Here is an 18,323-nt window from a genome sequence, read left to right as displayed (position 1 = left end):
ACGGTCACACTCGGATGCGTCATCCGCCCTCACGGCACGGGGGCAACCCGGCCGACGCTGCTCGCATGACACAGCCACAGCCCCTGTCCCGCACCCTGCTCCTCATCGACACCGAGCGGTACAGCGACCGCGATGACGTCCAGCAGGGCTACCTCCGGCGCATGCTCTTCGGGATCGTCGACCGCGTCCTGCTCGCGGCCGGCGTCGACGAAACCCTGCGCCGACGAGCCGACCGCGGTGACGCGGTCATCGAGCTGATCGACCCCGCCGTGCCGCTGACCGGCCTGCTGCGGGCACTGCTGAAGGACGCTCCCGCCGAACTGCACGCCGTGAACCGGCTCGCCGCCAGCTCCGCGCAGATCCGGCTGCGTGCCGTCCTGGCGACGGGGTTCGTCCACATCGACGAGTTCGACGGCTGGGTGGGCACGGACCTGAACAACGCCTGCCGTCTCCTCGACGGCGAACCACTGCGGGCCGCACTGCGCGAGCGCCCGGACGACTACGCGCTGTGCGTCTCGGAATCCGTGCACTCCGGCATCGTCGCCCACGACCACCTCGGCATCCCCACGGACGAGTTCCACCCGGTCACCGTCCCCACCAAGAACGGCCCGATGCCCGCCTGGCTCCACGGCCCGCTCCCCGCCCCGCGCCCCGCCCCTGAAGCACCGACTGCGTCCACCCCCCACCCCGGGGCCCCCCGGCCCGCGCCCTGCGCCCCCACCGCCATCGACTTCCACGGCACCAACCACGGGATGGTCGCCAACCAGGTCCAGGGCGACATCACCTTCGGCGCCCCCGGTGAGCGCCGGTGAGCGAGCAAGCGGCTCCGCAGGCCGATCCGGAAGCGCCCGCCGCCGGACCGGCCGACGGCGAGACCGTTGCCGAGGCCGAACAGCCCGCGCAGGAGCCCTGGGCTGCTCGCCGGGACCTGGACGCTCACGCTCCCAGCTCGATGGCGCTCCGCTTCCGTGGGACCAACCACGGCGTCACGGCCCAGCAGGTCATCGGCGACATCATCACCGGCGGCAAGACCGAGCACCACTACAACTTCGGTGGTTTCGGCGGTGGGCAGGTCTCCGGCGAGATCCCGACGGAGGCCTTGGAACGACTGGCCGACGACTTCGTGGCGGAAGGCACCGCGTTTGCGCAGCTGCTGGAGAGGCTGCGCGAGGAGCGGGTGATCGTCCTGGCGGGTGCCCCTTTCACCGGCCGCCGCACCGCGGCCCTCATGCTGCTGCACCATCTCGGCGCCACTCCGGTCCGCGCCCTGGACCGGGATGTGACGCCGGGCGAGCTGAGCCTGCGGCTGGCCTCGGGTAACGGCACCGTCGGCCACGTGCTGTGCGATCTGGACATCTCGCGTGAGCAGCCGCTGCGGGAGGCCCACGTACTGGCACTGCGCGGCCGGATGCGGGAACTGAACGGCTATCTCGTGATCACTACGGGCCGTAGCCCGTACGTCGAGGACACCGTCGAGCTTGCCGCCTGGCGCCCGCCCGAAGCGGCGATCGTACTCAGGGCCCTGCTGCCCCAGAAGACAGGCGCCGCGCATGCGCAGCGGCTGCTGGCCCTGCCTGCCGTTGCCGAGTTCCTCACGCACGAGCGCCAGATCCGCGAGGTCGTGCGGTACGTCGGGGTTCTCGCCGAGGCCGACGAGGACCGGATCGATCAGTACTCGCTCGACGCCCTGGAACAGCAGGTCCAAGAGTGGTTCGAGGAGGCTGAGACGCCGGTGCAGTTACGGGAGAAAGCCTTCCTGATCGCGCTGGCCGCCTTCGACCACGGGCCGTACGCCCTGACCGCAGAACTGAGCGACACCCTCTACGCCGCCCTGCGCAGCACCGGGGACGAGAAGTACCAGAAACCGATACCGGTCTTCGGCACCCACATCGGCAAACGGCTGCAGAACGCACGGGCACGCAGCTACCGCAGCAAGGAAATGACCGAGTGGGGGCCGGTCACCCAGGTCAAGGCGGCCTTCCACGACGAACGTGTGGCGCCGGTCGTGCTGCGCGAGGTCTGGACCGGCCACCCTGCAGCCCGCCCTGCGCTGATCAGATGGCTCAACGCCCTCTCCATCGATGGGCGTCCCTTCGTACGGACCCGGGCGGCGGCCACCGTCGCCGTCCTCGCCTACACCGACCTGCCGTCCACCATGGCTCTCATCATCGAGCGCTGGGCGGGGGCGAGGGAATCCCGGCGCCAGCTGACGGCGGTCAGCGCTCTCACTCTGGCGCACCGCATCGGGGCCCCGAACATCCCCCGGATCGTCGATGTGTGGAGCGGCGATGGGCATGACCCGAAGCGCTGCTGGGTGGGGGTCCGGGCACTGGGGCTGATCGGGCCCGAGCGCCCGGTGGAGACCCTCGCCGCCCTTCAGGCACAAGCCCGGCACCAGTACGACAAGAAGCTCAAGCAATCCCGCGTGGGGGCGGGCGACCAGCAGGTCACCGCGGAGCTTCCCCAGTCCGTCGCCCTGCTGCTGCTCTCGCCGGCGGCCGATCCGGCCCTCGGCGCCCTGCTGCCGGCCCTCGACGGCCACCCTTCCGCGCGTGAGCTCGCTCTGGACGGTTTCCTCACTGCCTGCGAACGGGTGGACGAGCCTGCTTGTCCTCCGTTGCTGAGCCTGGCGGCCCGGTCGCCCTCCGCCTCCGCCGGCGTCGCCCAGCTGCTTCGGGTCGCGCTCAACGACCGTACGACCAATGAACGCGCCGAGGACGTGCTGCGGAGCTGGGTCCGGGCCGCCGACGCGGACCCGGGTACAGCGCGGGCCCTCACGGATCTGCTCCCCGCGGTCGTCGCCGGCCCCCGCGACGCGGCCCGCCTCGACCACCTGCTCGACACCGTGCAGGGGCTGGACGGTCAGCCCCGGCCGGCGGTCGCGGACCGGATGCGCGCCGCCCTCACCCGTCCCCTGGCCCACACCTGACAGGAGGCCTGACATGGCCAGTCCGCTGTACCGCTCCACCGACTGGGACCAGCACGCCGACCGGCACGCCCTGCTGAAGGACCCAGTCGTCACGGTCCGCCAGCTGGGTCGTCTGGGCCTGCCCGGCAGCCCGCCGACCCGCATCGATCACACCCTTGTCTACACAACCAGGCGTGGCACCTTCGAGGTCTTCCTCCCGCCGCACCGACCCCGTCGGATCCCTCGGCGCTACACCGCGGTCTACGAAGTGGACATGGGCGTGCATGCCGTACGGACCCGAGTGCCATTGCCCAGCATCGACGACGCCCACGAGTTCGAGGTGAGCGTCGAACTCGACTGGCAGGTCACCGACCCGGCCCGGTTCGTTCGCAGCGGGCACCGCGACGTCCCCCGTCTCCTGCTGGGCGAACTCGAACGGGCCGCCCGTCCGGTCACCCGTCGGTTCCCGATCGCCGACAGCGCGGGCGCCGAGGCAGAGGTACTGACCGTGGTCCGTGAGGGAAAACCGCTGGGCGAGGAGGCGGGCCTGCGGGTCCTGTGGACCGTCCGGCTGCGTCGCGACGAGGACAACGTCGCCCACGCCCGGCGCCTCCAGGCGATCGAACACACGACCGCCGAGGGGATCCTGACCCAGCAGGGCGGCTCCAGGGTCGACCTGGAGAAGGCCTTGCGCGCCCATGCCCAGCACCAGCACCGCCTGGAGCTGCAGGAGTACGAGGCGCAGCGGATCGACTTCTACCGTGAATATCTGACGCGCGGCGGGATCGACGCCTGGGCCCTGCACCTGGCACAGCATCCGCAGGACTCCGCAAAGGCCATGAACAGCCTTCGCGAGGATCAGCGGGAGCGCCTGCGGGCTCAGATGAACCTCATCAAGGAGGTGCTGACCAAGACGGGCACCGAGCCCTTCGAGTTGGAAGGACCGCGGCGGCTCGCGATCGACGCGTTCAATGCCGTATTCGGCCAGCACGTGCCCGTCGAGCCGGGCTCCGCGGAACCGGACGCCGAGAAGGAGACGGAGGCCCGTACGGAGCCCGATCCCGCGCGCCTGCCCGCGCAACCGGCGGCGGACATGCACGGCTGGCAGCCGGCGGTTCCTCCGAGCCCTCCCGCCGCCCCCGGTGAGCCCCTGTGACCGCCGATGACGAGGTGGCGGTCCGGCTCCTCGCCGACCTTCGCGTCGAGATCGCCCGCGCCGACAGCAAGGCGGCCCTGCTCGTCGGGGCCCTCGGGATGACCGCCGGTGTGGTCAGTGGCCAGCAGTCCGGGCCGCACCGGTCTCCCGGCTCCCTTTCAGGATGCGGCCTGGCGCTCTGGTGGGCCGGCGTGGTGGCTCTGGCGTTGGCCCTGCTGGCCCTGCTCCTCGCCGTATTGCCCCGGTCGCTGCGCTCCGACTGGCAGGCGGGCAGTTCACTGACCTACTTCGGCGACATCCGCTCCGCCGACCGGCAGGGCCGTCTGGCCGAAGCCCTCGCCGACACCGGTCACGACCCGAGCAGCGCGGTACGTGCCGCGCTGGCCGCGAACAGCCGGATCGCGGTCCGCAAACACCAGTGGATCCGGGTCGGCCTGGTGGCCTACGGCTCCGGCGCGGTGCTGCTGCCCGCCGCCCTGTTCCTCTGCTGACCCGATCCCGCCCGTGGAGGCCCGCATGGACGACACACCCGCTCCGCCCGACGACCTCGAATACCGCAATGGCCCCGGTACCCGTGTCACGTACCGGGCCCGGCAGCGCCGGACCGACCACACCGCCTGGCTCGGGCTCGCGCTGCACCTGCCCGCGTTCCTGCTCAGCTCCGCAGTGGTCATGACAGCGGCCCTGGCACTCGACGCCTGGCTGGGCGTCCCGGTGTGGCTCCCCACCATGCTGTGGGCAGCCTCCGGGATGTTCGCCTTCCACCGACCGGCCGAAGGGCTCCTCGCCCGTCACGTACTGCACCTGCATCGTCCGATACCCGCCGAGCTGACCAGGCTCGCCCCGGTGTGGCGCGAGGTCACAGCCCGTGCCGGGGTGGACGGGAGCCGGTACGAGCTGTGGGTCGAGGACAGCGACGACCTGAACGCCCTCGCCGCCGCCGGCCACATCGTCGCCGTGACCCGGCGGGCGCTGCAGGACCTGCCCACCTCCCGGCTGGCTGCCGTACTCGCACACGAGCTGGGACACCACACCAGTGGTCACTCGTGGTCGGGGATGCTCGGCTGGTGGTACGCGATCCCCGGGCGTCTGGTGTGGCGGGGGCTGACCCGCATGAGGCCCCGGCTGATCCGTACCGCACGCGGGGCGTCGATCACGGCCGTGGGCGTACTCATGGTCCTCACCGGCTACCTCGCATTCACCGCGCTGAAGGCCAGCTACGGCCTTCCGCTACTCCTGCTCGCACTGCCTTACCTGACGGCTGCGGTCGGCAGGCGGGCCGAGCTCCGTGCCGACGCGCACGCCGCTCGCCTCGGCTTCGGGCAGCCCCTCGCCAGGACACTGCACGAGCGGCTCACCGAGCAGTCCGCTGTGCCCGGAGCGGCGGAGCGGCCCGGACTCGCGGCACGCCTCCTGTCCCACCACCCCGACCACCGCACCCGGCTGCACCACCTCCAGCCGTATCTCCAGCCCCCGGGAACGCCGCAGGGCGGCCACCCTTCCGGGTGACCGCCCTGCGGTTTACTGCTTGCGCTCGACTCAGCCGTTGTACGGGCCGTAGTCGTAGTCCTCCAGCGGGACAGCCTGGCCGGAGCCGGTGCCGAAGGGCGAGTAGTCGATGTCGTCGTAGCCGACGGCCGAGTACATCGCTGCCTTCGCCTCTTCGGTGGGCTCGACCCGGATGTTGCGGTAGCGGGCGAGGCCCGTACCGGCCGGGATGAGCTTACCGATGATGACGTTCTCCTTGAGGCCGATGAGGCTGTCGGACTTGGCGTTGATCGCCGCATCCGTCAGGACTCGGGTCGTCTCCTGGAAGGAGGCGGCCGACAGCCAGGACTCCGTCGCCAGCGAGGCCTTGGTGATACCCATCAGCTGCGGACGGCCGGAGGCGGGGTGACCGCCCTCGGTGACCACACGACGGTTCTCGGTCTCGAACCTCGAGCGCTCGACGAGCTCGCCCGGCAGGAGCTCCGCGTCGCCGGACTCGATGATCGTCACGCGGCGGAGCATCTGCCGGATGATGATCTCGATGTGCTTGTCGTGGATCGACACGCCCTGCGAGTTGTAGACCTTCTGGACTTCGCCGACCAGGTGGACCTGGACCGCACGCTGGCCGAGGATGCGCAGCACGTCGTGCGGGTTGGTGGCACCCGCGGTGAGCTTCTGGCCCACCTCGACGTGGTCACCCTCGTGCACGATGACCTTGGCGCGCTTCGAGATCGGGAAGGCCGTCTCGTCGCTGCCGTCGTCCGGCGTGATGACGATCTTCTTCGTCTTCTCGGTCTCCTCGATCCGCACGCGGCCGGCGGCCTCGGAGATCGGGGCGACACCCTTCGGGGTACGGGCCTCGAAGAGCTCGACGACACGCGGCAGACCCTGCGTGATGTCGTCACCGGCCACACCACCGGTGTGGAAGGTACGCATCGTCAGCTGGGTACCGGGCTCACCGATGGACTGGGCGGCGATGATGCCGACCGCCTCACCGATGTCGACCAGCTTGCCGGTGGCGAGCGAGCGTCCGTAGCAGAAGGCACAGGTGCCGACCGCGGACTCACAGGTCAGGACCGAGCGGGTCTTGACCTCCTCGACGCCGTTGGCGACCAGGGCGTCGATCAGGACGTCACCGAGGTCGACGTTGGCCGGCGCGATGACCTTGCCGTCGATGACGACGTCCTCGGCCAGCATGCGGGCGTAGATCGAGGTCTCGACGTCGTCGGCCTTGCGCAGCACGCCGTCCTCGCCGCGAACGGCGATCTTCAGCTTCAGGCCGCGCTCGGTGCCGCAGTCCTCCTCGCGGATGATCACGTCCTGCGAGACGTCCACCAGACGACGGGTCAGGTAACCCGAGTCGGCGGTACGCAGGGCGGTGTCCGCCAGACCCTTACGGGCACCGTGCGTGGAGATGAAGTACTCCAGAACGGTGAGGCCCTCACGGAAGGACGCCTTGATCGGACGCGGGATGGTCTCGTTCTTCGCGTTCGACACCAGACCACGCATACCGGCGATCTGTCGCATCTGCATCATGTTTCCTCGGGCACCCGAGTCAACCATCATGAAGATGGGGTTCGTCTTGGGGAAGTTCGCGTTCATCGCCTCGGCAACCTCGTTGGTCGCCTTGGTCCAGATCGCGATGAGCTCCTGCGTGCGCTCGTCCTTGGTGATCAGACCGCGCTCGTACTGCTTCTGGACCTTCTCGTCCATCGCCTCGTAGCCCGCGACGATGGCCTTCTTGGCCTCGGGCACGACGACGTCGGAGATGGCCACGGTGACGCCCGAACGGGTCGCCCAGTGGAAGCCGGCCGCCTTCAGGTTGTCGAGCGTCGCCGCCACGATGACCTTGGGGTAGCGCTCCGCCAGGTCGTTGACGATCTCGGAGAGCTGCTTCTTGCCCACCGAGTAGTCGACGAACGGGTAGTCCTCGGGCAGCAGCTCGTTGAAGAGCGCGCGACCCAGGGTGGTCTTCAGACGGAAGCTGTCGCCCTGCTGGAACTCCTGCTCGCCCTCCTCGGCGACCGGCGCCACCCAGCCACGCGGCGGGATGGTGCCCACCGGGAAGCGGATGTCGACGGACGACTGCAGCGCGAGCTCGCCGGCGTCGAACGCCATGATCGCCTCGGCCGTGGAGCCGAACGCGCGGCCCTCGCCCTTGGTGTCACGGAGCTCACCGTCCGTGGTCAGGAAGAACAGACCGAGGACCATGTCCTGGGTCGGCATCGTGACCGGACGGCCGTCGGCCGGCTTGAGGATGTTGTTCGAGGACAGCATCAGGATGCGGGCCTCGGCCTGCGCCTCCGCGGAGAGCGGCAGGTGCACGGCCATCTGGTCACCGTCGAAGTCCGCGTTGAACGCGGTGCAGACGAGCGGGTGGATCTGGATGGCCTTGCCTTCGACCAGCTGGGGCTCGAAGGCCTGGATGCCGAGGCGGTGCAGCGTGGGTGCACGGTTCAGCAGCACCGGGTGCTCGGCGATGACCTCTTCGAGCACGTCGTACACGACCGTGCGGCCGCGCTCGACCATGCGCTTCGCCGACTTGATGTTCTGCGCGTGGTTCAGGTCGACCAGGCGCTTCATCACGAACGGCTTGAAGAGCTCCAGCGCCATGGCCTTGGGCAGACCACACTGGTGCAGCTTCAGCTGCGGACCGACGACGATCACGGAACGCGCGGAGTAGTCCACGCGCTTGCCGAGAAGGTTCTGGCGGAATCGACCCTGCTTGCCCTTGAGCATGTCGCTCAGGGACTTCAGCGGACGGTTGCCGGGGCCCGTGACCGGGCGACCGCGACGGCCGTTGTCGAAGAGGGCGTCGACCGCCTCCTGGAGCATGCGCTTCTCGTTGTTCACGATGATCTCGGGGGCACCGAGGTCGAGAAGGCGCTTCAGACGGTTGTTGCGGTTGATCACGCGGCGGTACAGGTCGTTCAGGTCGGAGGTCGCGAAGCGGCCACCGTCCAGCTGCACCATCGGACGCAGGTCCGGCGGGATGACCGGCACGCAGTCCAGAACCATGCCCTTGGGCTTGTTGCTGGTCTGCAGGAACGCGGAGACGACCTTGAGGCGCTTGAGCGCACGGGTCTTCTTCTGGCCCTTGCCGGTACGGATGATCTCGCGGAGGCGCTCGGCCTCCTCCTCGAGGTCGAAGGACTCCAGGCGCTTCTGCAGCGCCGCGGCACCCATGCAACCGTCGAAGTACGTACCGAAGCGGTCGCGCAGCTCGCGGTAGAGCAGCTCGTCGCCCTCGAGGTCCTGGACCTTGAGGTTCTTGAAGCGCGCCCAGACCTCGTCGAGGCGGTCGATCTCGCGCTGGGCGCGGTCACGGAGCTGCTTCATCTCGCGCTCGGCGCCTTCGCGCACCTTGCGGCGTACGTCGGCCTTCGCGCCCTCGGCCTCGAGCTCGGCCAGGTCGGTCTCGAGCTTCTTGGCACGGCCTTCGAGGTCCGCGTCACGGCGGTTCTCGATCTGCTGGCGCTCGACGGAGACGTGCGCCTCCAGCGACGGGAGGTCGCGGGTGCGGCGCTCGTCGTCCACGAACGTGATCATGTACGCGGCGAAGTAGATGACCTTCTCGAGGTCCTTCGGCGCGAGGTCCAGCAGGTAGCCAAGGCGCGACGGGACGCCCTTGAAGTACCAGATGTGGGTGACGGGAGCGGCAAGCTCGATGTGGCCCATCCGCTCACGACGCACCTTGGCGCGCGTGACTTCGACGCCACAGCGCTCACAGATGATGCCCTTGAAGCGGACACGCTTGTACTTGCCGCAGTAGCACTCCCAGTCCCGGGTAGGACCGAAGATCTTCTCGCAGAAGAGTCCGTCCTTCTCGGGCTTGAGGGTGCGGTAGTTGATGGTCTCCGGCTTCTTGACCTCGCCGTGCGACCAGGTTCGGATGTCGTCCGCGGTGGCAAGGCCGATCCGCAGCTCGTCGAAGAAGTTGACGTCGAGCACTGTGCGTCAATCCCTCTTTCGGGGTCGAGTCTCAATCATGGTCTGAACGGTCCCGGGGATGACGGGGGGCTCTTGAGCGAGCCCCCCGTCAGGCCCGTCAGACCTCTTCGACGCTGCTCGGCTCGCGCCGGGACAGGTCGATACCGAGCTCCTCCGCCGCGCGGAAGACGTCCTCGTCGGTGTCGCGCATCTCGATGGACATGCCGTCCGAGGACAGCACCTCCACGTTGAGGCAGAGCGACTGCATTTCCTTGATGAGCACCTTGAAGGACTCGGGAATGCCCGGCTCGGGGATGTTCTCGCCCTTGACGATGGCCTCGTAGACCTTCACGCGGCCGGTGACGTCGTCGGACTTGATGGTCAGCAGCTCCTGGAGGGCGTAAGCGGCGCCATAAGCCTCGAGCGCCCACACCTCCATCTCACCGAAGCGCTGGCCACCGAACTGCGCCTTACCACCCAGCGGCTGCTGCGTGATCATCGAGTACGGACCGGTCGACCGCGCGTGGAGCTTGTCGTCGACCAGGTGGTGGAGCTTGAGGATGTACATGTACCCGATCGAGATCGGGTCCGGGAACGGCTCGCCGGAGCGGCCGTCGAACAGGCGCGCCTTGCCGGACGGGAGGACCAGGCGGTCACCGTCGCGGTTCGGGATGGTGTGCTCGAACAGGCCGGCGAGCTCGTCCTCGCGGGCGCCGTCGAACACGGGGGTGGCGACGTTGGTACCGGGCTCGACATGGTCGGCGCCGATGACCTTCAGACGCTCGGCCCAGTCCTCCGCGAGGCCGGAGACGTCCCAGCCGCGGCTGGCGAGCCAGCCGAGGTGGATCTCCAGGACCTGTCCCGGGTTCATTCGGGACGGGACACCCAGCGGGTTCAGGATGATGTCGACCGGGGTGCCGTCCTCGAGGAAGGGCATGTCCTCGATCGGAAGGATCTTGGAGATGACACCCTTGTTGCCGTGGCGGCCGGCGAGCTTGTCACCGTCGGTGATCTTGCGCTTCTGGGCGACGTAGACGCGGACCAGCTGGTTCACGCCCGGAGGAAGCTCGTCGCCCTCCTCGCGGTCGAAGACGCGGACACCGATGACCTTGCCGATCTCACCGTGAGGCACCTTGAGCGAGGTGTCACGCACCTCGCGGGCCTTCTCACCGAAGATCGCGCGGAGCAGGCGCTCCTCCGGGGTCAGCTCGGTCTCACCCTTGGGCGTGACCTTGCCGACCAGGATGTCGCCGGCGACGACGTCCGCACCGATGCGGATGATGCCGCGCTCGTCGAGGTCGGCGAGGACCTCCTCGGAGACGTTCGGGATGTCCCGGGTGATCTCCTCGGGGCCCAGCTTGGTGTCACGGGCGTCGACCTCGTGCTCCTCGATGTGGATCGAGGAGAGGACGTCGTCCTGCACGAGGCGCTGCGACAGGATGATCGCGTCCTCGTAGTTGTGACCTTCCCACGGCATGAACGCGACGAGCAGGTTCTTGCCGAGGGCCATTTCGCCCTCTTCGGTCGCGGGACCGTCGGCGAGGACCTGGGACTCGACGATCCGGTCACCCTCGTTGACGATGACCTTCTGGTTGACCGAGGTGCCCTGGTTCGAGCGGGAGAACTTGGCGACGCGGTACGTGGTGTACGTGCCGTCGTCGTTGGCGACGGTGATGTAGTCGGCCGAGACCTCCTGGACGACACCGTCCTTCTCCGCACGGATCGAGTCACCGGCGTCGACCGCACAGCGGTACTCCATGCCGGTGCCGACGAGCGGGGCCTCCGCCTTGATGAGCGGAACGGCCTGGCGCATCATGTTCGCGCCCATGAGGGCACGGTTGGCGTCGTCGTGCTCCAGGAAGGGGATCATCGCGGTCGCGACGGACACCATCTGGCGCGGGGAGACGTCCATGTAGTCGACGTCGCCGCCGGCGATGTAGTCGATCTCGCCACCACGGCGGCGGACCAGGACGCGGTTCTCGGTGAAGCGCATCTCATCGTTCAGGGCGGCGTTCGCCTGGGCGATGACGAAGCGGTCTTCCTCGTCGGCCGTGAGGTAGTCGACCTCGTCGGTGACGACACCCTCGACGACCTTGCGGTACGGGGTCTCGATGAAGCCGAACGGGTTGATCCGGCCGTAGGAGGCCAGCGAGCCGATCAGACCGATGTTCGGGCCTTCCGGCGTCTCGATCGGGCACATGCGGCCGTAGTGCGACGGGTGCACGTCACGGACCTCGAAGCCGGCCCGCTCACGGGAGAGACCACCCGGGCCGAGGGCGTTGAGACGACGCTTGTGCGTCAGACCCGACAGCGGGTTGTTCTGGTCCATGAACTGCGACAGCTGGCTGGTGCCGAAGAACTCCTTGATGGAGGCGACGACCGGCCGGATGTTGATCAGGGTCTGCGGCGTGATCGCCTCGACGTCCTGGGTGGTCATGCGCTCGCGCACGACGCGCTCCATACGGGCGAGACCCGTACGGACCTGGTTCTGGATGAGCTCGCCGACGTTGCGGATACGACGGTTGCCGAAGTGGTCGATGTCGTCGGTCTCGACGACGATCTCCCGGCCCGACTCGCCGACCGTCTCGGTCTCCCCGGCGTGCAGCTTCACCAGGTACTTGATCGTCGCGATGACGTCGTCGGTGGTGAGCACACCGGCGTCGAGCGGCTCGTCGGCGCCGAGCTTCTTGTTCACCTTGTAGCGGCCGACCTTGGCGAGGTCGTAGCGCTTCGGGTTGAAGTAGAGGTTCTCGAGCAGCGTCTGAGCGGCCTCGCGGGTCGGCGGCTCGCCCGGGCGCAGCTTGCGGTAGATGTCGAGCAGCGCGTCGTCCTGGCCCTGGGTGTGGTCCTTCTCCAGGGTGGCGCGCATGGACTCGTACTCGCCGAACTCCTCGAGGATCTGCTCGGTGGTCCAGCCGAGAGCCTTCAGGAGGACGGTGACGGACTGCTTGCGCTTGCGGTCGATGCGGACGCCGACCATGTCGCGCTTGTCGATCTCCATCTCCAGCCAGGCACCCCGGGACGGGATGATCTTGGCGGAGAAGATGTCCTTGTCGGACGTCTTGTCGATGGAGGAGTCGAAGTAGACACCGGGGGAACGGACAAGCTGCGACACGACGACACGCTCGGTGCCGTTGATGACGAAGGTGCCCTTGTTGGTCATGAGCGGGAAGTCGCCCATGAAGACCGTCTGAGACTTGATCTCACCGGTCTCGTTGTTCGTGAACTCGGCCGTGACGAAGAGCGGCGCCGCGTACGTGAAGTCGCGCTCCTTGCACTCGTCGACGGAGTTCTTCGCCGGCTCGAACCGGTGGTCGCGGAACGTCAGCGACATGGAACCGGAGAAGTCCTCGATCGGCGAGATCTCCTCGAAGATCTCTTCCAGACCGGACTTGGTGGGGACGTCCTGTCCACTCTCGAGCGCCGACTCGACGCGAGACTTCCAGGCTGCATTGCCGAGCAGCCAGTCAAAGCTCTCGGTTTGCAGCGCCAGGAGGTTCGGAACCTCGAGGGGCTCCTTGATCTTTGCAAAGGAGATGCGCAGCGGGGCGGTGCTGGCACCGGTGTTCGTATTGGTCGAGGCGTTGCGCGAGGCGGCCAAGAGGGGGTCCTTCCGAGGGCTCGGACTCACTACGCGCGTACCGGTCCCAGCTGACACAGAAGACGGCCCCCCTGATCTGGCCCGAAAAGGCCAGGTCAGGGCGTATCAATCAAGTGTGCTCGAGCGTGGGCATGCCCCTGGCGACGGGCAGGGGGCAGCTAACAGGCAGCGCAAAGGGTCAGTGTAGCCACTTGGCTCACTGATGTCCAGACCAGGTTTCCGGAAACCGGCAACAGGCCTTCCCCATGTCGTTGAAACCAACCCTGCAACCCTGCGTCCAGCACTGCGGCTCTCGTACACAGAGCGCGTATCAGTACTGCCCTCTTCGTAGCCGATCCATGCCTCGGATCCGCGATCCGTGCCTCGGATCCCTGATCGAGCGGACCGTTCCCGCAACGGGTCTGAGAATTGCGCGCCGCGTGCCGTTCGTCAAGGCCCCCTGCTCCGTGCGGATCAGCTCCGGACCCGGCCGCGGGGCAACGATGATCACCCTACTCCCCAACGAGACCAGGGCAAGTCAGGCACTGCGGGTACGCCAAAGGGCGACCACCCTTACGGGTGATCGCCCTCGGTTGGGGCCTCAGGAGGCCCCAGAGGTGTTACTTGACCTCGACGGCCGCACCGGCACCCTTGAGGGCCTCGGCAGCCTTCTCCGCGGCCTCCTTGGCGACCTTCTCGAGGACCGGCTTCGGGGCGCCGTCCACGAGGTCCTTGGCCTCCTTCAGGCCCAGGGAGGTCAGCTCACGCACGACCTTGATGACCTGGATCTTCTTGTCGCCGGCACCGGTGAGGATGACGTCGAACTCGTCCTGCTCCTCGGCGGCCTCGGCAACGACGGCCGGGCCGGCGGGGCCGGCGGCGACGGCCGCGGCGGCGGTGACGTCGAACTTGTCCTCGAACGCCTTAACGAACTCGGAGAGCTCGATGAGGGTCATCTCCTCGAACTGGGCGAGGAGGTCGTCCTGAGAGAGCTTCGCCATGATGGGCGATCCTTCCACTAATTCGGCAGGTGCCGGATGTATATAGAGGCGGGCGTAACGGCCCGCTACGACCCACGCACTAGGCGGCGTGGATCAGTGCGCGAGCCGAATTACTCGGCACCGCCCTGCTCGGCGAGCTTGACGCGAAGCGCTTCCGCGGTGCGGACGAACTTCGACGGCAGCGCCTGGAAGAGCGAGGCAGCCTGAGACTGCTTGCCCTTGAACGCGCCGGCCAGCTTGCTGAGCAGAACCTCGCGGGACTCGAGGTCCGCAAGCTTCTTGATCTCATCGGCGGTGAGCGCCTTACCATCAAGGACACCCGCCTTGATGATGAGGTTCGGGTTGTCCTTGGCGAAGTCACGCAGGCTCTTCGCCGACTCCACCGGGTCACCGGTGATGAAGGCGACCGCGGTCGGACCAGCGAAGTGCTCGTCCAGCGCGGTGATCCCGGCCTGGTTGGCCGCAATCTTGGTCAGCGTGTTCTTCACCACGGCGTACTGGGCGTTCTCACCGAGAGAACGACGCAGCGTCTTGAGCTGCGCGACGGTGAGACCCCGGTACTCGGTCAGCACGGCGGCGTTCGAGCTCTGGAACGCGTCCGTGAGCTCGGCTACCGCGGCAGCCTTGTTGGGCGTCGGCATAGTGCGTCGGCCTCCTTCCGGGTGATGAGGACCGCTCAGAAGGGGCTGACATACGAAACGCCCCGGCGCAGGCGCCAGGGCGTAGCTCAACCGGAATAAAATTCCGGGAACATTCCACAGTCACCTGCGCAGGACGTCCGCAATTGGCGGATCCTTCGGCCGCCGTTCCCTTGCGGGCACGGCAACGACCAGCGGTCTTTGGCTTCTGGGGAAGACTACGTGACCCGGCACCGGTCAGGCAAATCGGTCAGTGGCCGAGGCCGTCCAGCGTGGCCTGGGCCTCCTTCAGCTTGCGGTCGGTCTCCTTCTGCACGTCGCCGAAGTCGGAGACCTGGTCCGCCGGCGGCGCCTCGACCGGCGCCGCCTTGCCGAAGTCGGAGAACTTGGCCGTGGTCTTCGCCGGGCCCTTCTCGTCCGTCAGTACGGAGTCCACCCGGACCGGGAAGCCCGCCTTGTCGATCCACAGGTCGAAGGCGTAGGTCTTGACCTTGGCCTTCTTCAGGGCGTCGTACAGTGCCTGGCGCTGCTTGTCCTCGAGGAGCCTGCTCTTGGAGTCGCTCTGGAGCAGCTCGTCCAGGGTGAAGGTGCCCTGGTAGTGCTGGGCGTCGGCGCCGTCGGTCTGCTCGGCCCCGACGTGCTTGAGGTTCTCCTGGTCCAGCAGCATCGCCAGGTACTCGACCGGGTTGTCGTTCAGCCGGACGCCGGGCTTGTCCGGGGTGCCCAGCTCGAGCTTCATCCACGGCTTGCCGCCGTTCTTGTCCTTCTCGACCGGCGAGTAGACGGTGTCACCGATCATGATCGAGCGCTTCCCGGCGCTCGTGGTGTCCATGCTGTACGGGTACCAGCCCTTGACCCCGGTCTCCTCGCGGGCCGCGCCGTCCGCCTCCACGGTCGAGACGGAGGCTTTGGCGAACTTGGCCGCCACCGTCTTCTTGTAGGACGCCTTGACCGCTTCGGTGGGCTTCTGGGCGTGGTCGGCGCCCCCGTGGCCCCCGTCGGCCTGCTTGTCCTTCCCCGTGCCCCCGTCGGCGCCGCAGGCCGTGAGACCCCCCACGAGCAGTGCGGCACCCGCCAGGGCGGCACCCGTCCGTATCCAGACAGCCTGGTTCATCGTGTTGCTTCCCCCCATGCGTGGATCTTGATCCGACCCTACGCGCGAGTACGGCCGTCCGAAAACGAGAAACGGGCCCCTCGCCGCCCTGTGAAGGGGGCGAGGGGCCCGTTCAGCCACTCAGGTGAGCCGGAGGCTCAGCGTGGGGCTCAGACAGCGGCCGGGTCTTCCTCGACGAGGAGGTTCCGGGTGCGGTTCGAGTCCAGCTGGATGCCGGGGCCCATCGTGGTGCTCAGGGCGGCCTTCTTGATGTAGCGGCCCTTCGCGGCGGACGGCTTCAGACGAAGGATCTCGTCCAGGGCCGCGCCGTAGTTCTCGACCAGCTGCTCATCGGAGAAGGAGACCTTGCCGATGATGAAGTGCAGGTTCGAGTGCTTGTCGACGCGGAACTCGATCTTGCCACCCTTGATCTCGGTGACAGCCTTCACGACGTCCATCGTGACGGTGCCGGTCTTCGGGTTCGGCATGAGGCCACGGGGACCGAGCACGCGGCCGAGGCGGCCGACCTTGCCCATGAGGTCCGGGGTGGCCACAACGGCGTCGAACTCGTTCAGGCGGTTGCCCTTGGCGATCTCGTTGATCAGCTCGTCGTCGCCGACGATGTCGGCGCCGGCGGCTTCCGCGGCCGCAGCACGGTCACCGGTCGCGAAGACCAGGACCCGGGCGGTCTTGCCGGTGCCGTGCGGGAGGTTCACGGTGCCACGCACCATCTGGTCGGCCTTGCGCGGGTCGACACCCAGGCGGAAGGCGACCTCGACGGTGCTGTCGAACTTGGTCGCGGAGGTCTCCTTGGCGAGACGGACGGCCTCGAGCGGGGCGTACAGCTTCTCCCGGTCGACCTTGGCGTCCGCAGCGCGGAGAGTCTTGCTGCGCTTCACTTCTGCTCCTGTGTTTTGGCTTCAGGCATGGAGTCGTGGTGCGGACCAGCGCTTGGTCCTACCACTGGTGGTGCTGGGGGGTGGCTGGATCAGCCTTCGACCGTGACGCCCATCGAGCGCGCGGTGCCGGCGATGATCTTCATCGCGGCGTCGACGTCGTTGGCGTTCAGGTCGGGCATCTTCAGCTCGGCGATCTCGCGGACCTGGGCGCCGGTGAGCTTGGCGACCTTGGTCTTGTGCGGCTCGCCGGAGCCCTTCTCGATGCCCGCGGCCTTCAGGATGAGGCGCGCGGCCGGCGGGGTCTTGGTGATGAAGGTGAAGGAACGGTCGTCGTAGACCGTGATCTCCACCGGCACGACCATGCCACGCTGCGACTCGGTCGCGGCGTTGTAGGCCTTGCAGAACTCCATGATGTTGACGCCGTGCTGACCGAGCGCGGGGCCGACCGGCGGAGCCGGGTTGGCCGCACCGGCCTTGATCTGGAGCTTGATGAGCCCCGTGATCTTCTTCTTCTTGGGAGGCATTGCTCTCTCCGGGTCCTAGTGAGAGTTTTTCGCCGCCAATCCGGTCATCCGGATGGAGGCATACCGCACCACAATAACGGGTATCGGAGCGGGGCTAAAAACCGAGCAGGTCAGACCGCCCTTTGCGGGGCGATCTGACCTGTCCGGAAGCGTTGTCTCAGAAGATCAGTTCTTCTGGATCTGGTCGAAGCTGAGCTCGACCGGAGTCTCGCGACCGAAGATCTCGACGAGGCCCTTGACCTTCTTCGAGTCGGGGTTGATCTCGTTGATGGTCGCCTGCAGCGTCGCGAACGGGCCGTCGGTGACCGTGACCGAGTCGCCGACCTCGAAGTCCAGGACCTCGATGGTGCGCTTGACGGCGGGCGCGGGCAGGCCGGCCTCTTCCGCGGCGGCCTTGGCGGCCTTCTCCTGCGCCTCCGGGGCGAGCATCTTGACGATCTCGTCCAGGGTCAGCGGGTACGGGTCGTACGCGTTGCCGACGAAGCCGGTGACACCGGGCGTGTTGCGGACGACGCCCCAGGACTCGTTCGTCAGATCCATGCGGACGAGAACGTAACCGGGCAGCTTGTTCTGCCGGACGTTCTTGCGCTCGCCGTTCTTGATCTGGACGATCTCTTCCTCGGGCACCTCGGCCTGGTAGATGAACTCCTCGACGTTCAGCGAGACGGCGCGCTGCTCCAGGTTGGCCTTCACGCGCTTCTCGTAGCCCGCGTAGGTGTGGATCACGTACCACTCGCCGGGCAGGAGGCGCAGCTCGTCGCGCAGGGCCTGGACGGGGTCGACGGGCTCGACGGGCTCGGCGACGGCGGCCTCCTCGGCCTCTTCCGCGTCCGCAGCGTCCTCGGTGGGCTCGGCCTCGTCCGCGACGTCGCCGGCCTCGGCGACGGCGGCGTCCTCGTCGGCCTCTTCGTCGTCCGCGACCTCGTCAGCCTCGTCCTCGACGTGCAGCGCGGCCTCTTCGGCGGCGACACCCGCCTCGGCGTCGGCGAGCTCGGCCTCGTCGGGGTCCACAGCGTCTGCCGCCTCGACGATGTCGAGCGCGTCCTCGACGGACTCGACGGAGTCGGGGCTCGCGTTCAGGTTCGGGTCAGACACGGTGGCTGCTT

Annotated in this window: 13 protein-coding genes; 5 read left to right on the top strand and 8 right to left on the bottom strand. The window is 67.9% G+C overall.

The window, feature by feature from the left end:
- The first annotated feature begins 65 nt into the window (after positions 1-65).
- Genes AB0I68_RS27815 through AB0I68_RS27795 form a run of 5 tightly spaced genes read left to right on the top strand, consistent with a single transcriptional unit; the run spans position 66 to position 5,573 of the window.
- Positions 66-812: a hypothetical protein gene (locus AB0I68_RS27815; RefSeq protein ID WP_363180116.1), complete on the top strand. Its 747-nt coding sequence runs from the start codon at positions 66-68 to the stop codon at positions 810-812.
- Complete coding sequence (locus AB0I68_RS27810; protein WP_363180115.1) at positions 809-2,929, top strand: hypothetical protein; 2,121 nt, start codon at positions 809-811, stop codon at positions 2,927-2,929. The genes AB0I68_RS27815 and AB0I68_RS27810 overlap by 4 nt, the downstream gene beginning before the upstream one ends.
- A gap of 13 nt (positions 2,930-2,942) precedes the next feature.
- On the top strand, positions 2,943-4,064 hold the full coding sequence (locus AB0I68_RS27805; protein WP_363180114.1) for a hypothetical protein: 1,122 nt from the start codon (positions 2,943-2,945) through the stop codon (positions 4,062-4,064).
- The gene (locus AB0I68_RS27800; protein ID WP_363180113.1) at positions 4,061-4,555 is read left to right on the top strand and encodes a Pycsar system effector family protein; all 495 of its coding nucleotides are present in this window, start codon (positions 4,061-4,063) and stop codon (positions 4,553-4,555) included. Before AB0I68_RS27805 ends, AB0I68_RS27800 begins: the two co-directional genes overlap by 4 nt.
- A gap of 25 nt (positions 4,556-4,580) precedes the next feature.
- On the top strand, positions 4,581-5,573 hold the full coding sequence (locus AB0I68_RS27795; protein WP_363180112.1) for a M48 family metalloprotease: 993 nt from the start codon (positions 4,581-4,583) through the stop codon (positions 5,571-5,573).
- Between the two features lie 30 nt (positions 5,574-5,603).
- Here AB0I68_RS27795 and AB0I68_RS27790 read toward each other — a convergent pair whose 3' ends face one another.
- The 8 genes from AB0I68_RS27790 to nusG all read right to left on the bottom strand — a co-directional run bounded on the left by AB0I68_RS27790 (position 5,604) and on the right by nusG (position 18,312).
- Positions 5,604-9,503 (bottom strand): DNA-directed RNA polymerase subunit beta', encoded by a 3,900-nt coding sequence (locus AB0I68_RS27790; RefSeq protein ID WP_363180111.1) that lies wholly within the window; start codon positions 9,501-9,503, stop codon positions 5,604-5,606.
- A 97-nt stretch (positions 9,504-9,600) separates the two neighbouring features.
- Positions 9,601-13,083 carry a DNA-directed RNA polymerase subunit beta gene (gene rpoB / locus AB0I68_RS27785; protein WP_363180110.1) on the bottom strand — a complete coding sequence of 1,161 codons (3,483 nt, stop codon included), beginning with the start codon at positions 13,081-13,083 and terminating at the stop codon, positions 9,601-9,603.
- Positions 13,084-13,682: 599 nt separating this feature from the next.
- Positions 13,683-14,063, bottom strand: coding sequence for a 50S ribosomal protein L7/L12 (rplL, locus tag AB0I68_RS27780; RefSeq protein ID WP_363180109.1), 381 nt, complete (start codon positions 14,061-14,063; stop codon positions 13,683-13,685).
- 110 nt (positions 14,064-14,173) lie between these two features.
- Positions 14,174-14,704: a 50S ribosomal protein L10 gene (rplJ, locus tag AB0I68_RS27775; RefSeq protein WP_214936399.1), complete on the bottom strand. Its 531-nt coding sequence runs from the start codon at positions 14,702-14,704 to the stop codon at positions 14,174-14,176.
- Positions 14,705-14,951: 247 nt separating this feature from the next.
- Entirely contained in the window at positions 14,952-15,833 is an 882-nt protein-coding gene (locus tag AB0I68_RS27770) for a hypothetical protein (protein ID WP_363180107.1), read from the bottom strand.
- Between the two features lie 131 nt (positions 15,834-15,964).
- Complete coding sequence (gene rplA, locus AB0I68_RS27765; protein ID WP_363180106.1) at positions 15,965-16,693, bottom strand: 50S ribosomal protein L1; 729 nt, start codon at positions 16,691-16,693, stop codon at positions 15,965-15,967.
- 89 nt (positions 16,694-16,782) lie between these two features.
- Positions 16,783-17,217, bottom strand: a complete 435-nt coding sequence (rplK, locus tag AB0I68_RS27760) for a 50S ribosomal protein L11 (RefSeq protein ID WP_266934889.1) — start codon at positions 17,215-17,217, stop codon at positions 16,783-16,785.
- Between the two features lie 165 nt (positions 17,218-17,382).
- Complete coding sequence (gene nusG / locus AB0I68_RS27755; RefSeq protein ID WP_363180105.1) at positions 17,383-18,312, bottom strand: transcription termination/antitermination protein NusG; 930 nt, start codon at positions 18,310-18,312, stop codon at positions 17,383-17,385.
- Between the last annotated feature and the right edge of the window lie 11 nt (positions 18,313-18,323).

Origin of the sequence: Streptomyces sp. NPDC050448 (genome assembly GCF_040655295.1) — a bacterium.
Classification (GTDB): Bacteria; Actinomycetota; Actinomycetes; order Streptomycetales; family Streptomycetaceae; genus Streptomyces.
The sequence above is the reverse complement of the archived record's forward strand: the minus strand, read 5'-3'. Positions and strand labels throughout refer to the sequence as shown.